Here is a 16,171-nt window from a genome sequence, read left to right as displayed (position 1 = left end):
TGAACTTGTGTTCTGCCCTTACAGCATACTGCCTCTCTGAGAACAAGCCAGAGGCACTGCCAGTGTATGTGGGAAATCAAGGCAGTTGGAACTTTTATCATGCTAAACTTATCCCGAATTCACGTAACAATAGACAAACCTTTTACAGTGAATAAAGGGTCTATAATAGATATCTCAATAAAAATAGATAGTAAAAACTATTCTTTAATTAGATGTGCCAATGCAGAATCAGCCTTGATGCGCTTGACCTCTGCATTCACAAGCGACAATATTTCTTTTTCTCCTTACGATAATTGGCTTCAATAGTTTCTTTGAGATTATCGGAGCCATCTTTGTTTTGAAGTCTGCGATTGTGGATATAGACTGATAAACTTTCATTTCAGCGGAAACTTTGGCAATATCCACGACAATCTCGGCATGGAAAATCTTTTGGTCAATACGTTCATCGAAATTATCGGATACTACACCTTCAAACATACCCTGACCCGTTGGCGGAATTAAGGCCGAATTTACCAAGTCTTTTAAAAACCTGCATATATCAAGAGTTTTTACGAAATTATCATATAAGTTGTGCATACGGATTATTGAACTTAGTGTGTTGGTTATTACTAAGTTACAAAACCTCTTTTATATGCAACTTTTCTTGCATATTAATTTATCCTTTAATTTAATTCCGCCAACGAGTTATATATAGTTAATAATAGAACAAATATAGTGAAAATACTAAGGAAATACATTTTTTTGAAAAAAAACTTGTTTTTCTTGTTTTAAACAATATTAATTTATATATTTGTGGCAGAATATCTTATTCAGATAGCTAAAGGAACAATAAGGCTTTAATCGGTCTTGGATGCTAAGATAATAATGCTAAAAATAATAAAAACTTAAAATAAGATTCTATGGCACAGATACTTAAAAAGCTGGTGAAATTAGATGCATATAAATATGCCTATATATTTGTTATAGTTATTTTATTTGCAAGTTATTTTTCTGATGCGAATGCTCAAAAATCCTCGTATCAAAATAATTTGTCGATCAAAGAACAACTGAATAAGATGTTCGTTAAGATTAATCGTAAAATAGTGCCAACTGGTTTTCTTTTGGATTATGCAGAGGAATACGAGCAATTATCTAATTTCAGTCCTAACAAAAATGGGAATATAATACGGAAATGTGATTTGGGTACATATGTTAAATTAGTAGAAACATTACGTTCAGCATATCTTTTTGGCAATCCCTACAAGGATTATGATAAAGCATATAGTGAAAATATTTCACAACAGAAAGACGGGACTATCGGATTGTGCGTATTATTCTACCAGTATTCACATATTAAAAAGGATGCTTTAAAAGATGGGTATATATCATATACTAATGGTGTGGTTGAATGTTACAGCCCCAAAGCTTATCAAACCCAAATGGTAGGTGCTGGAAGCATAATACAAAATACGTCTAATACAAATGATATAACATTTTTCCTTCCTGAAAAGTTAATCCTCGCAAATGTAGGTATAAAAAATGTAGAATTGGATTACGGAAGTGGTTTTATGAGTGTATTGGGATCCAAAATAAAAGCTCACATTAGGAATGGACAGCACAATATAAAAATAAAGATTACTTCCGACGATGGGTATATAGGCATTTATACTACTACATTAAATGTCTGTAACACAATGGACATAAGGAAGAATACTAGGGCTTCAACATTCCTTAAGCCGATAGAATTAGATGTGCAGGGAGATTCTTATAGAGGAATATCTACAACAGCAAAGGTAATGATTATCCCTTCAAGGATTGGGAACGGGAAAATATCAAAACCATTTATATTTGTTGAAGGGTTTAATCCCCAAACAAGCAATAACGCTCAAAGCGCTAAGGAGTATTTACTTTCTTACTATAGAGGTTGGTCTGAATTTATTACAGATAATGGATATGATTTCGTTTATATTCATTGGTGTACACCTGAAGAATATATTCAAGCGAACGCTTATACATTAGTAAAGATAATAGAAACTATAAACAATATGTCTGCTCAAAACAGTGAACCAAGCCTTCTAATAGGCCACAGTATGGGTGGACTTGTAGCTAGATATGCTTTAAAAACAATGGAGAACAAAAACAAGCCACACCATGTGGGGACTTATGTCAGCTATGATGCTCCACATTTAGGAGCTAATGTTCCTATTGGGCTATTGCATGGCTTTTATGGAATAAGAAAATTTCTACAAGAAAAGAATTTGATAGATAAGCTTATTAAAAAGATACCAACTGCAAAGAGTTATTTAGAAATAGGTGAAAAATTGGCATATTCGACAGCAGCTCAACAGATGCTTTGTAATAGTATTGATGCTGCTGGACATTTAAACAACTCTCTACATGTACAATGGCAGGAGGAACTCAGGCAACTTGGCTTTCCTAATGGAGATAAAGGGAAAAACTTCCAAATGCTTGGTATTGCTAATAGCGATTATTCAACATCTAAAGTTCCTAGTTATTATATTAACCTTAAAGCCAACGCTGGAACAAAATTAACATCTGATTGGATTTCACCATTGACAGGCCTAGTTATCGGAATTGGGTTGCAAGATGTAATTGCTGGATTGTTAGCATCTCTACCAGGAAGGACCTCGGCTGACTTTCAATTTGAATGCCTACCGGGGAAATCACAAGGACAGAGAGTAAATTATTTCAAACTTGCTTTAGAAAAGGATTTTTTATGGACCATCCCTATTAAGAAAAGTATATTTAAATATGAAGGCTTTAATAGTAGTCCTTTGCTGTATGATATATATCCATCCTCAAAATTCGATTATAAAAAGATGGATATAGGTGATGGAGAAACAATTCCTTTTCTTGCTGATTATTGGTATTCATGGGGGATAAATATAAATATTCCATTTATCCCCACATCAAGTGCATTAGCATACAACGGTATTTCATTATCTCCTAGCTCTTTTACATTTAATATAGATAATACCCGAACTGCATTTGGTAACAATTTCTATCTTGAAACAAATGACACCTATAAACAACATATGTCTTTCTCTCAGAGTGCACAAAATTGGATATTATCCCACATAAATCAAACTGTTACAGGGCCTATTTTTGGGTATTCTGGAGCAAAGTACACTTTATCTGGAGCGAAAGGAACTGTTGTATGGAGTACGTCGGATGCATCAATTGGAACCATTAATCAAAATGGGATACTTACCGTATCTAAAAATGGTTGTGTATATGTAATTGGTGAAACTAATGGGATGAAGTTTAGCAAATTGGTATATATAGGAGTCCCAACTTATTTGCTTTCTTCCAAACATAAACCAGATGGTTTTGAAATTGAAGCAAAATGCATAGATGAAACCTACAAAGCCAATATTGATAATATAAATTCATCGTTAATATTTAGATGGGGAGTAAAAATTCCAAACAAAGATATACGATGGATTGATACCAATAGCCCATCAGTATTCATACCTATAGAAGACAAAGATGCTGTTGTATTTCTTAAAATTATAGACAGTAATGGAAAAGAATCTCTAGTTCAATCTGTAAAGTGTACAGCGACGGATATTTTTTACGCATCAAATAATAGGCTGTTACTTGACGCAGCAAAAAAATATACAAAGAAGATGGGACTACGTATTCATACAAATACGGCAAGATATACCTTACTAGAGATATTTCTTTGTCTAAAGAATATGAAGGTGACATCTGGACTTCTACGAAAGCTAAAGTATATAGCCCGTTTAATAGTACCTACATAATACCTGTGTCAAGAGGGGAAATGTCTATTAAAGATGTTCTTCCACAAGAAGAATTGGACTATATTACACACAACATGCAGGTTGATCATACATGCCTTTATACGATAGCATTGCTAAACCCGGAGGACAAGTTTATACAAATTATTCCTGTAACTATAAAATAAAATAATATGTTCAAGCACATTTTAATTTTCTCTACAACATTGCTTATTACGTGTAGTTTGATAGGTTGTTCAAAAGATAAAGATGGAACCATCACTGTGTATGGATATGCTAACGTTAATGGTGTCGCATATAAAGATTATGTGTCTATATATGATGCTTTCCACCCTGATCTTCCAATAAAGCCAACATTGTTCAATGGTGATAGATTAGGTGTTTATAACGATAGTATTTTTATTTTCCAATTTATGTTTAGAAGTATTCAAAGTGAAACACCATTATGGTTGTTTGGAGCTTTTCGTATCCCTCAAGGTGAAGTCTTTCCAAATTTGGATAAATCTTACCAATTATCAAAGAATTTAATGTACGATAAAGACAGAACTATCTTTGAAGATTTCTTGAAATATATACCAGTTTCTGAAAACAACAATGATAGTAGGGGTATCGCTATTATTATAGATTATAATAAGTTGCCATCAGCAACATCTATAGATGGCACTATTATTTTTAAGAAATTTAATAATAGAACTAAAAAGCTAGACGGTGAGATTTATCTCTATTCCAATGATGAATTCCCTATTTCATATAAGTTAGAGGGACATTTTTCTGATGTTTTATCCTATAACAAAGTACAATTACAATGAAAAAAAGTGGTTTTAGATTTATTCCGTTATTTGCTCTAATGTTTTTCTTTACAGCTTGCCATGACGATATTTACTCAGATATAACTAATGGCGGGAATGGTGTAGAGCATAATAGACAGTCTTTGGACAGTATGGATTTATACAATATCCAAATAGACAAGAGTACTATCCTGACTAATCTTATCCGCAATAATAATGGCAGATATTATCTCGACCTTACAGAACAGGATGCAGAAATTTTAGGTATAAAATCAGAGCTTTACTACAACGCTCTTCGAAATGTTGAGCAAATGAATAACAATAAATAATTTTTACAAATGTTTACAAATCGGTATGTTCAAGTTGTCATGAACTCTTTATTGACAACAGTATTAGCTTTATCTGTGGCATCATGCTCTAATGATGATGCTATACAAACAGAAACAACTCACAGTGAGAAACATGTTGCGTACGTTGCAACATTGAGTACAGAACAGCAAAAGTTGCTACTATCAACAGGAAATCCTTTTGGTAACGTCCAACAAAAGGATGCATGGACAACAACCATTGCATCTACAATTCCAACACGTTGGGGATTGTTTGTCGATCCACGTATTTCAGTTTCTACAAGAGCAATTGGCATATATGGATTTTATCCTGCACAATATTGGACAATGCTTAGAGTGAAGTTCCTTAAGATCCCTGGGAAGATAAAAGATGGGGCTATTCTTGCTATAGCAGAAATGGAAGAACAGACAAATGTACGTTTCTATAACTCTATAGAGGATCCGGAATACTATGAGCCATATCACATAAAATTTCCAAACATTGCTGTCAGAATGGATTCTGGTAGAGAAGGAAGCGGTAACTACGGCTTAGTAGGTGGTGAACAATATATAAATGTCCCAACAACTCTTGAGAATGCAGACGCAAATGAGATAAAGCGATTCTTCTTGCATGCATTCTGTAATGCTGCAGGAATGTTCAATGAACAACAGCGACCAGATCGTGATAATTACGTGAAAATTGATTTTAACAATGTCAAGGACAATTGCAAGTCGGCTTTTGATAAGATAAAGAGCAACTACACTACTATGGGAATGTTTGATATGTTCTCCATTACCCTTGCATCGTCAAAAGATTTCTCAAAGAATGGATCAAATACTATAACTACAAAAACGGGACTTGGTGTTGCTATAAATTATACACTTTCTACACAGGATAAGGCTTTCCTGAATTCTCATTATCTACCTTACATAGCAAGAAAAGACAACTATGTTGAATTAGATGATGTGTATGATCAATCAGGCAGACGCCTAACAGAAGAAGAGCGTTTGCAGCTACAGAACCAAATAAATGCCCAAAGAGGACTTTATGGAGTTCCTCCTGCAAATGGTCGTATAGAGTTGGTAGACTGGTAATTAAAATTTGTCTTTATCTGCAAAACATTTGTTAGTTGTCCTCTATGTGTTACCATATTTGTAAGAGGAAATATGTAGTACACCCCCTAATTATGGTCAGTAATTCACATAACGAAATATCAAAATAGTATTTAACATATGTTAGAGGAATTGTCTTTTATTAGATAACATAGCGATGGAGGACAATATTTCTTTCTGTTTATGACAGAGCAAGAGAGTCTTTCTCTTTTTAGCTTACGATGGTTGGCTTCGATAGTCTCTTTGAGGTTATCGGAGCCGACTTCGTTTTGGAAAGGCTTGATTTCGGGAATAGGTATAGAGACATTTATCTCTGCTGAAGCCTTTTCGAAACCTGCGCCATTCTTAATTGCGCAGATGATAAAACTGTTCTACAGCATATGATAGGATAGTAAATGATGGCATATACAAAAATGCTCTGTATTTATCAGAACTATAATTCTTTTAATAAATATTTTAACCGAGGCTCATTTTTGATTCGTTCAATCTCAAAATCAACGAGGAAAAGTATATCCTGTTTGATTCTCTTATAATTGGCTTCGATAGCCTCTTTGAGGTTATCGGAGCTATTTTCGTTTTGGAATATATTGATTACAGGGATGGGCTGGTATGCTTTCATTTCGGCAGAAACTTTGGCACTATCCACCACAATCTCAGCGTGGAAGATCTTTTGTTCGATACGCTCGTCAAAGTTGTCGGACACCGCACCCACAAACATACCCTGTGTGAGATTACTGATTTTCGATGCAGGGATAAGGCTGTCCATCTGTGTGGAGATAGAGGTGGATTTGTCATTGCGGTTGATGGTCATAGACTGCCGTTGCTGGAGAACCTTTCCAAATCGCTCAGAAAGGGTCTTGGCGGTTTCTCCCACGACTTGACCACTGAACACGTTGCCTACGGTATTTTGTATCACTTTACTTTCTTTGTCCCCATAATCGCGAGTAAGTTGCGAGAAATCCTGAAAACCCAAACACACCGCTACCTTGTTGCTGCGGGCAGTGGCAATCAGATTGTCCAAACCACGGAAGTAGATTGTCGGCAACTCGTCGATAATCACTGAGGATTTGAGTTGCTTCTTCTTGTTGATGAGCTTCACGATACGGCTATTGTAAAGTCCGAGTGCAGCCGAATAGATATTCTGGCGGTCGGGATTATTACCTACCACAAGGACTTTCGGCTCATTAGGGTTATTGATGTCAAGTGAGAAATCATCGCCAGTCATCACCCAATAGAGAGCAGGGCTTATCATACGAGACAGTGGTATTTTGGCACTGGCTATCTGTCCCTGCAACTGGTCTTGCGCTCCGCCCTCCCAAGCATCCATGAAGGGAGAAAGGTAGTTGGCAAGTTCATCGTAGGAAGTGAGTATCGGGAATATCTGTGCGTAGGGGCGGTTCAGGAACTCGATGGCATGAGGAAAGGTGCAATACTTTCCGTTCTCATAAATTTTCAGAAACCAGATGATGGCTGCCAATAGAATAATAGGCGATTCCACAAAGAAATCTCCCTGTTTCTGAATCCACGAGCGGTTCAAGTTGAGCATGATGGTGTAGGCACTCTCATAGGCATCCGATATATCCGTCATAAAGGCTGGATTGATGGGATTGCAACGGTGGCTTCTTCGAGGGTCGTCAAAGTTAATCACAAAGAATTGCGGCTTTACCTTATAGGCATCCAAATGATGGAGCAGGTGATTATAGGCTATCTCTGAAAGATCAGGGAACTTATAATCATAGATATACATAGCAAAGCCTTTTTCTATTTGCTGCTTGATGTAGTTGTTTACGATGGCGTAGGATTTACCAGAACCCGGTGTTCCAAGCACCATTGAGGCACGGAACGGATTGACCACGTTAATCCAACCGTTGTTCCATTTCTTCTTATAGTAGAAGCGTGTAGGAAGATTGACGGAGTATTCATTTTCCATCAACCGTGTTTCCTGCATGAAACTCTCATTCTCCGTGTTAAACACATCGTCCATCAGGTTGTTTTTGAGTAATCGGCTCATCCATACGCCACCCATTAACAGGCAGATATAGCCAATGGAGAGCGTGAAGATATAGAGCGAAGCTGCACCAATCTTGCCGATGGGCAGTACCAGCAGCCACCAATTGAGAAAGAAAAAGACGAAGCCTGAGAAAAGCACCGTCCAAATCTTTGGCCAAGTGATTTTCTCCTCTTTCACGCCTTTTGTCCCAAGGCAGGACAAGGCAAGGAAAACCACACAAAAGAGTTTTGTCCAAAGGATGGATGAAAACAATCCTGTGGTACGCTGGAAATTCATCAGTATTTTATCAATGATTCCAAGCGTAAAACCCCAGACATGAAAAGCCTCGTAGCAGAACCAATAACAGTTAACGAGGAGGAATATCACCGATATGCCCCGCATAAAGTCCATAACTTTACCCAATGCCCTTAAATCATCTTCTTGTGCCATAATACTATGTTTTTGTAGCCTCCCCAACCCCTCCGAAAGGAGGGGAGATAGAAATGCTCGTTTATTTAATGTTTTCTTCGTCTAATATTTACCTTACTTAGTTTTCGGAGCTTACGCTGCCATGCAGCTTCTTTCCAATCATCGTTGCCCGTAGATAGGAAAGAGCCATCTGCCATATCCTCGATAAGTTCATCGACAAGGTTGTCGCTTTCCTCCGTATTTAGCTGCGAAGGGTGAACGGTTGCAGATTGATCCAAACGGGCAGACAGACTGCCATACTGCGTTTCATCTAAGAACGGATTATGTGTTGGATTGGAGAAATAGCCATTGAATACGTTAGCGGCATATCCCTTACCCAATCGGGAACCATTAAGTGCAATGCCCTCCTTGTCGTCAATGAACGTGATGCCATAGATGCGCCCGCTTTCGTTCTTTCGGATTACCACACGCAAGCCTTGTTCCTCCAATCTTTGCCGAAGTTCTTTCTCCGTATTGGGAGAGGTACGCATAGTTTGCAAAACCTTGTTTCTGATAGCAGGTATCAATGGTTTGATAGCTTGTTTCGACTTCTGCATCGTGTTCTGTACGGCAGTATAGCCCACACCACGACCGATGTCTGATGCGTTGATGGGTGTACTTATTTTGCCTCCCTTGCCATCTGTGGGCACATAGATCAGTCCGTCATACTTCTTTCCCCGAAACTCCGTCTTTACTTCTTCTACGACAAGGTTATATTTGCTCAAAATGGCATTGAACTCGCCCAAGGAGCAGAAACGATAATGTTTCAGTACCATGCGGACAACACTTGCGACCTGCTCTTTGATGTTTCCTTTTGTGGTATCCACCTTGGGCGTTTCTGTTACCGCTTTCTCACTAACCTTTGAACTCGGAATAAGGTTATACTTTCTTTCCAAAGTATCGGTAATCTGCTTGCTCCTTCGCTTCTCGAAGCGGTCGTCAATCTTCCTTCCTTTACTGTCTACCCGAAGTGATACGATGTGTATATGCTCACGGGCGATGTCGTTGTGCTTGAACACGATGTAGGGTTGTTTTCCGTAGCCGAGAGCCTCCATATATTCCTTGGCTATCTGTGTGAGCCTTTCATCGGATAGTTTCTCGTCTGGATGCGGATTGAGGGAGCAATGGAACACCGTCTTTTTTGTTCGGCAGTTCTCAGGGATAAGTGCTTGCATATCGGCAAACACCTCTGCCATTGTATAATGTTCCTCTTTGTTTTGATACAAGCCATGGGCAAGAAGAATGCTTGCTTCCCCTTTCTCCACCTTTTTGAAGTTATAGCCGAGTGCCCCTCCAAGGTTCTCCGTTGCAGAAATTTTTGCTATCATTTTTTAACTAAATTCTCAATACTTCTTCTTTCTATAATCAATGGTTAGATTGATAGCCTGCTCTTGCAAGGCAATGATTTGAGCCGACAATTTCTCCAACTTTTCAAGTAGAATCTGAGCTGTCTTCACGCTGTTATAACTGTTGATGGCCCGCACGGTCTGGTTATACAGCACGCCAATCTTATGGATTTGCACCGTCAGTTCTGAGAGCTTTCGGTAGTATTCCACGGCGGATTTATCCACCGTGATAACCTTAAAACTCTCCCCAAGAATACGTCCACGCACGAAATCCGACTTGGTTTCCGCACCTGATTTATGGAACAAATCAATCGCCCGTTGCTGGTCTTTGGGCTTGGGAAGACGGGTATCCCATCTGTCCCATCGTTCTATCTTTTCGTTCATTGTTTTTATCCTTATCTAATTACGACTTTGGAGTAATTCTTCCCCCTTCGGGGCAAGGGTCTTTGTCGGCAGAAACGAAGTTTGTCGGACAAAGACACACCTTGCCAATATCAAGAAATGATACGATTGAAGTATCCACCCTTGTGGGGTGTCTGCTTCGGGATTTTTCCTCCATGTATTATTCTCGCCTGCAAAGTTACGGCGAGTTTTCAAATATCTCATTATCAATGGTATTCACTCTTTTTCCTCGCATTTCCCTGCACTTCATTGGTGTCATATAATCAGCCAAAATATCATTTATTTTGCAGTCAGAACGAGCGAACAATGGCATGATGATACAAGTAAAAGATACATCGTATTACCGTTGGCTTACACCAAAGATGACAAGAAGGAACAATAGATATTCATAACAATTTATTGTCATGACAAACTATTGTCAATACAACAAATTGTAAGAACTTGAAATCGTCCTTTTGGACTATCGCCAGAACCATACGCAGTCAGAGCAAACTGTCTGCTGATGACTCTTAATAATGAGAGAATATCCAAACATCAAATAGACAAGTAATATGAACTAAGAAATTATCATTATGGAGAACAAACAACAACGCCCCATCTTTCTGGGGTTCTCCTCGCAAAAGGGAGGAGTCGGAAAAAGCACGCTTGCCGAAATCGTAAGCAGCATATTGTACTACGAACAGGGCATCAACCTCTTCGTGGTGGACTGCGACCTGTCGCAGGATTCCTTTTACAAGCTGAGAGAACGTGAGAAAAGTGTCATTCAGGGAAGCGAGGAACTTTCCAAGTCCATGCAGGCATTCTTTCAGCACCTCGGCAAAAAGGCATACAGAATTTACAAGTCCAGCCCCAAGGAAGCCGTCAAGACAGCACAAAGTAAGATTGACGCTATCAGCAATGAGAAGTACCAGTTGGTTGTGTTCGACTTTCCCGGTCATGCAGGAACAACGGAGTTGATGGAACTGTCCCTTCAGATGGACTATATCCTATCTCCACTTGAAGCCGACATACAGTCACTCGTCTCTTGTATGGCATACGCCAAGACCATCACGGATATTGGTGTCTCAATGTCCGACTCACGGATAAGGGACATTATCCTGTTCTGGAACAAGGTGGACAGAAGGGTGAGGAACGTCATCATTGACGAATACACGAAGCTCATCCAAGGACATGAGCTCACGCTCCTGCCCGGCTATGTATATGCCACGCACCGCTTCTCCCACGAACTCTCCACATACGGGCTGCGTGGTGTGTTCCGTTCCACCTATCAGCCTCCTGTAAAGGGACTGCGAACGGGTACGGGGCTGGATGAACTCGTCTCCGAGATAATTCAACGTCTCAAACTAAAAACGAAAACAGAAAATGGCAACGATTGAGGAAAGAAAACAGCAACTGGAAAAGAAGCTGAAGAAAATGGCAGAGGACAATGTCGTGGTGAAACCTGTCACGGTTCCCAACCCCTTCGATCCATCCGAGGACACCGAGCCTTCCCTCGCAACATCACGAGAGGAAGACAAAAGTTCGGAAGAAATGAAGACGGCAAAAGAAGAACGAACAGACGAAACTGGAGGAGAGGAAATCGGGAACACGGAACCGAAAAGAGAAAGAAAACCGAGAATAGAAAAGTCCGGCAGGTCGTCCCTTTCCATAGAGGAATACCGTTCCCTATACTTTCATCCCATACGTTCGCAAATGCGGACAGCTTTCTCCATCAATTTGGAGACATTACAGAACCTGCGCAATGTGCTACAAGACTTAGGAGAAAGGGTATCTATTGCTTCCTATATTGATAATATCCTCCGGGAGCATCTGCGGGAACATCAGGAACTTCTCAATAATGCAGCAGCAAAGCAAAGACGTAAGACAACAATAACACTATGATGGAAACAATACTTTTCAGTTTTATACTGGTACTCATCATCATTTGGATGATGCTTGGTATCCTGTATTTCTATATGCGGTATGTATCTCCGTATGACTTCATTATCAAGAAAAACGGAAAGAGCGATGAAGATATCAAGAAGAAAGAAGCAACGAAGAAAAAAGACGAACAGAAAGGAAAAGGAACAATAGAGCAAGCCGAGTTTGTACTGATTGGAAAAAGCCGTTCCACTTCCCCGATTATCCCACAAATTCCCTCTGTTTCATCATCTGAAAATTCGGAGCAGAATAATAATAATTTTGCACCGCAGAACTCCGAAAAGGAGAAAGAAATGAAAGAGGACAACGAAATGGACGTTGATTTCGAGATGGAGAGAGTGGACGAAGATGAGATTGTCCGTGAGGAATTAAACCTATCCATCGAGTCCACATCGGGCGAAGCCGAAATTTCGGAGCAGTCCGTCCTCGCACGTGACTTAGTTCGCCTGCAAAAGTGGGCAAAGAACAGTGAGGAGGCTGATGAGGAAGAAGTCAAAGAGACCGTTCTGCGGCTTCAAGACTCAGACCTATTGGATAAGTACAAAGAAAACATCGCCAAGATGCTGGGTGAACAAGCCTCGCTATTGGAGAAAATCCGTAAGGCGGAAGAAAAGGAAGAACAGAGTGCTCAACCAGCAATGCCTTCATCACAAAACCCAACACCTCCTGTTTCTGGCATATCTGACACAGCGGTGGGCGATGCTGACGACAGACCGCTGTCCTATTATCTGTAAAAATGGTTTCTTGATTTTCATATTTCGGAGGAATGCAGGGGGTGGCTCAAAAGTAAAACAATCAACCAATATCAGTCATACGATAAAACCGAGCCACCCCTTACCATCTCTACCCAAAAGAAAACAATTCATTTAACAACTTAAAATAAACAGAACAATGAACAACAAAAAGAAAATCACAATGCTACTCCTGACGGCTACCGCCATAGGAGCATACGCACAAGGCAACGGTATGGCGGGTATCAACGAAGCCACAAAAATGGTAACCTCTTACTTCGATCCAGGTACAAAGCTTATCTATGCTATCGGAGCCGTAGTAGGTCTGATTGGAGGAATAAAAGTCTATAACAAGTTCTCAAGTGGTGACCCCGATACGAGCAAGACCGCTGCCTCTTGGTTCGGTGCGTGTATCTTTCTCATTGTGGCTGCCACAATTCTGAGAAGTTTCTTCCTGTAAGGCGATGGCTGCATTTGAAATCAACAAGGGTGTAGGCCGGACGGTAGAGTTCAAAGGCTTGAAGGCGCAGTATCTCTTCCTCTTTGCAGGAGGATTACTGGCAGTCTTTATTCTTGTGGTCATTCTCTATCTCTGTGGAGTCAGCCAAGTTACCTGTCTTGTCATAGGTGTAGTGGGTGCCAGCCTTGTGGTATGGCAAACGTTCACCATGAATAGAAAGTACGGGCAATACGGGCTGATGAAAAAGGGAGCAGTGCGTATGCACCCACGCTACCTTGTGAACCGCCGTACGGTCTGCCACCTTATCCGTAACCTTCAACCAAAGAAAGCGAAGAAATGAGAAATAAAAGCAAGATAACGACCTTGGAATCGAAGTTCCCACTGCTCTCCGTCGAGCAGGGCTGTATGGTGAGCAAGGATGCAGATATTACGGTCGCATTCCGTGTGGAACTGCCCGAACTCTTTACCGTCACTTCTACAGAATACGAGGCAATGCACTCTGCCTGGCATAAGGCAATCAAGGTACTGCCCAATTACAGCATCGTACACAAGCAGGACTGGTTCATTAAGGAGGACTATCAAGGAAAGCTCTCCGATGGCGGACTGAGTTTCCTTGCCCGTTCCTCTGAACGGCACTTCAATGAGCGTCCGTATCTCCACCACTCAGTCTATCTCTTCCTGACCAAGACGAACAAGCAGCGTATGGCACAGCAGAGCAACTTCTCTTCGCTTTGTCGTGGACATCTGTTACCCAAGGAAATCACCAACAAGGATGAGGTGATGAAGTTCATGGAAGCAGTAGACCAGTTTGAGCGTATCATCAATGACACCGAGCAAATAAGGATTGTCCGCATGACTGAAGAAGAGTTGGTTGGCACAAATGAAAAAGGAGGACTGCTCGACTGGTATTTCTCTTTATCTGAAGAAGGACACGCCTCGTTGGAGGACATCCGCTTGGGCGCAGACCTTGTGCGTGTGGGCGACAATATGCTTTGTCTGCATACACTCTCCGACACGGATGACCTGCCGACAACAGTAAGTACGGACAGCCGATATGAACGGCTATCAACAGACAGGAGTGACTGCCGTCTTTCCTTTGCCTCTCCCGTGGGACTGATGTTGCCCTGCAACCATATCTATAACCAGTATCTCTTTATCGAGGATAGCGATGCCAACTTGGAACGCTTCGAGAAGCAGGCAAGGAATATGCACTCACTGGCACGCTACAGCCGTAGCAACCAAATCAACGAGGAGTGGATACAGGAGTATCTCAATATTGCCCATTCACAGGGACTAACCTCTATCCGTGCCCACTTCAACGTCCTGGCATGGAGTAGCGATAAGGAAGAACTTCGCCAGATTAAGAATGACGTGGGCTCTGCACTTGCTCTTATGGAATGCCACCCACGTCACAACACCATTGATGCGGCAACGCTCTACTGGGCAGGTATTCCCGGCAATGCCGCAGACTTCCCTGCAGAAGAGTCGTTCTATACTTTCATCGAGCCAGCCCTCTGCTTCTTTACGGCAGAGACGAACTATAAGGATTCACTCTCTCCCTTCGGTATCAAGATGGCAGACCGCCTTTCTGGAAAACCCGTCCACTTAGATATATCGGATTTGCCGATGAAAAAGGGAGTCATCACCAACCGTAACAAGTTTATCCTGGGTCCTTCGGGCAGTGGTAAGTCTTTCTTTACCAACCACATGGTACGTCAGTATTACGAACAGGGGGCGCACGTCCTCTTGGTCGATACGGGTAACTCATATCAAGGCTTGTGTGAACTCATCCACCGCAAGACCAAGGGTGAGGACGGCGTATATTTCACCTATACTAATGAAAGTCCGATTTCCTTCAATCCTTTTTATACTGATGATTACTTCTTCGACGTGGAGAAAAGGGAGAGTATCTGCACGCTCTTGCTGACCCTTTGGAAAAGTGCCGATGAGCATGTCACTAAGACCGAGGCTGGTGAACTTGGTTCAGCCGTAAACTCCTATATTGAGCTGATATGTGCTGACCACAGCGTTACACCCTGTTTTAATACCTTCTATGAGTATCTGCGGGATGTGTACCGAAAGGATATGGAAAAGCGTGATATCAAGGTGACGCTCTCAGACTTCAATATCAACAACCTCCTGACGACATTGAAGCAATACTATCGTGGTGGTCGATATGATTTCCTTTTGAACTCGGACAAGAACATCGACCTACTCTCCAAACGCTTCATTGTCTTTGAAATCGACCAAGTGAAGGACAACAAAGACCTCTTTCCTGTGGTAACGATTATCATCATGGAAGCCTTCATCAATAAGATGCGCCGATTAAAGGGTATCCGCAAGATGATACTCATTGAGGAAGCGTGGAAAGCCATTGCTTCGGCAAACATGGCGGACTATATCAAATATCTTTATAAGACGGTGAGAAAGTATTTCGGGGAGGCCATTGTCGTAACGCAGGAAGTGGACGACATCATCCAGTCACCCATCGTCAAGGAGAGCATTATCAATAACTCCGACTGCAAGATACTGCTTGACCAGCGCAAGTACATGACCAAGTTCGATGGTATACAGGCGATGCTCGGCTTGTCTGAAAAGGAAAAGAGCCAGATACTCTCCATTAACCAGAACAATGACCCGAACCGACTCTACAAGGAGGTGTGGATAGGTTTAGGCGGTATGCAGAGTGCCGTCTATGCTACGGAGGTAAGCATGGAGGAGTACCTCACCTACACCACGGAGGAAACCGAGAAGGTGGAGGTGATGAACAGGGCAGCACAGCTTGGTGGAGATATCGAAACAGCTATCCGTCAGCTTGCCATAGAGAAAAGAAACAATAAAAAGAAATAAGTACAAACCATCAAAA

General features: G+C 41.0%; 13 protein-coding genes and 2 pseudogenes. 11 read left to right on the top strand and 4 right to left on the bottom strand.

Going from position 1 to position 16,171, the window contains the following annotated elements; all coding sequences use genetic code 11:
• Window positions 1–106: pseudogene (locus HMPREF0666_RS18165) on the top strand (IS982 family transposase); the annotation flags it as partial.
• A 91-nt stretch (window positions 107–197) separates the two neighbouring features.
• On the opposite strand, the pseudogene HMPREF0666_RS12520 reads toward HMPREF0666_RS18165, so the two are convergent.
• A pseudogene (locus HMPREF0666_RS12520) lies at window positions 198–489 on the bottom strand (conjugal transfer protein TraG); the annotation flags it as partial.
• A gap of 410 nt (window positions 490–899) precedes the next feature.
• On the opposite strand from HMPREF0666_RS12520, the gene HMPREF0666_RS12515 reads away from it, so the two are divergent.
• From HMPREF0666_RS12515 to HMPREF0666_RS12500, 4 genes are all read left to right on the top strand, one after another.
• A complete protein-coding gene (locus HMPREF0666_RS12515) occupies window positions 900–3,764 on the top strand; it encodes a triacylglycerol lipase (RefSeq protein ID WP_009012726.1) in 2,865 nt (954 codons plus the stop codon).
• Between the two features lie 170 nt (window positions 3,765–3,934).
• Complete coding sequence (locus HMPREF0666_RS12510) at window positions 3,935–4,570, top strand: hypothetical protein (protein ID WP_009012725.1); 636 nt, start codon at window positions 3,935–3,937, stop codon at window positions 4,568–4,570.
• Entirely contained in the window at window positions 4,567–4,878 is a 312-nt protein-coding gene (locus HMPREF0666_RS12505) for a hypothetical protein (RefSeq protein ID WP_009012724.1), read from the top strand. The genes HMPREF0666_RS12510 and HMPREF0666_RS12505 overlap by 4 nt, the downstream gene beginning before the upstream one ends.
• A 9-nt stretch (window positions 4,879–4,887) precedes the next feature.
• Complete coding sequence (locus HMPREF0666_RS12500) at window positions 4,888–5,970, top strand: M12 family metallopeptidase (protein WP_009012723.1); 1,083 nt, start codon at window positions 4,888–4,890, stop codon at window positions 5,968–5,970.
• Between the two features lie 451 nt (window positions 5,971–6,421).
• Here the strand turns inward: HMPREF0666_RS12500 and mobC are convergent, their stop codons facing one another.
• The 3 genes from mobC to HMPREF0666_RS12485 form a co-directional block, all read right to left on the bottom strand.
• Entirely contained in the window at window positions 6,422–8,428 is a 2,007-nt protein-coding gene (gene mobC, locus HMPREF0666_RS12495; protein WP_009012722.1) for a conjugal transfer protein MobC, read from the bottom strand.
• 65 nt (window positions 8,429–8,493) lie between these two features.
• On the bottom strand, window positions 8,494–9,774 hold the full coding sequence (gene mobB, locus HMPREF0666_RS12490; RefSeq protein ID WP_009012721.1) for a conjugal transfer protein MobB: 1,281 nt from the start codon (window positions 9,772–9,774) through the stop codon (window positions 8,494–8,496).
• 15 nt (window positions 9,775–9,789) lie between these two features.
• Complete coding sequence (locus tag HMPREF0666_RS12485) at window positions 9,790–10,176, bottom strand: hypothetical protein (RefSeq protein WP_009012720.1); 387 nt, start codon at window positions 10,174–10,176, stop codon at window positions 9,790–9,792.
• Between the two features lie 590 nt (window positions 10,177–10,766).
• Here HMPREF0666_RS12485 and HMPREF0666_RS12475 point away from each other — a divergent pair.
• From HMPREF0666_RS12475 to HMPREF0666_RS12450, 6 genes are all read left to right on the top strand, one after another.
• Window positions 10,767–11,570, top strand: coding sequence for a ParA family protein (locus tag HMPREF0666_RS12475; protein ID WP_009012719.1), 804 nt, complete (start codon window positions 10,767–10,769; stop codon window positions 11,568–11,570).
• Window positions 11,557–12,075 carry a DUF3408 domain-containing protein gene (locus HMPREF0666_RS12470; RefSeq protein WP_009012718.1) on the top strand — a complete coding sequence of 173 codons (519 nt, stop codon included), beginning with the start codon at window positions 11,557–11,559 and terminating at the stop codon, window positions 12,073–12,075. The genes HMPREF0666_RS12475 and HMPREF0666_RS12470 overlap by 14 nt, the downstream gene beginning before the upstream one ends.
• Window positions 12,072–12,848, top strand: a complete 777-nt coding sequence (locus HMPREF0666_RS12465; RefSeq protein ID WP_042856353.1) for a hypothetical protein — start codon at window positions 12,072–12,074, stop codon at window positions 12,846–12,848. Before HMPREF0666_RS12470 ends, HMPREF0666_RS12465 begins: the two co-directional genes overlap by 4 nt.
• Window positions 12,849–13,005: 157 nt before the next feature.
• On the top strand, window positions 13,006–13,305 hold the full coding sequence (locus HMPREF0666_RS12460) for a DUF4134 domain-containing protein (RefSeq protein WP_004374803.1): 300 nt from the start codon (window positions 13,006–13,008) through the stop codon (window positions 13,303–13,305).
• A 4-nt stretch (window positions 13,306–13,309) separates the two neighbouring features.
• Window positions 13,310–13,645, top strand: a complete 336-nt coding sequence (locus HMPREF0666_RS12455; protein WP_009012716.1) for a DUF4133 domain-containing protein — start codon at window positions 13,310–13,312, stop codon at window positions 13,643–13,645.
• Window positions 13,642–16,155, top strand: coding sequence for a TraG family conjugative transposon ATPase (locus tag HMPREF0666_RS12450; protein WP_042856351.1), 2,514 nt, complete (start codon window positions 13,642–13,644; stop codon window positions 16,153–16,155). The genes HMPREF0666_RS12455 and HMPREF0666_RS12450 overlap by 4 nt, the downstream gene beginning before the upstream one ends.
• Window positions 16,156–16,171: the final 16 nt, after the last annotated feature.

This window comes from Prevotella sp. C561 (assembly GCF_000224595.1).
Classification (GTDB): Bacteria; Bacteroidota; Bacteroidia; order Bacteroidales; family Bacteroidaceae; genus Prevotella; species Prevotella jejuni.
This window is presented reverse-complemented; position numbering and strand designations above follow the sequence as displayed.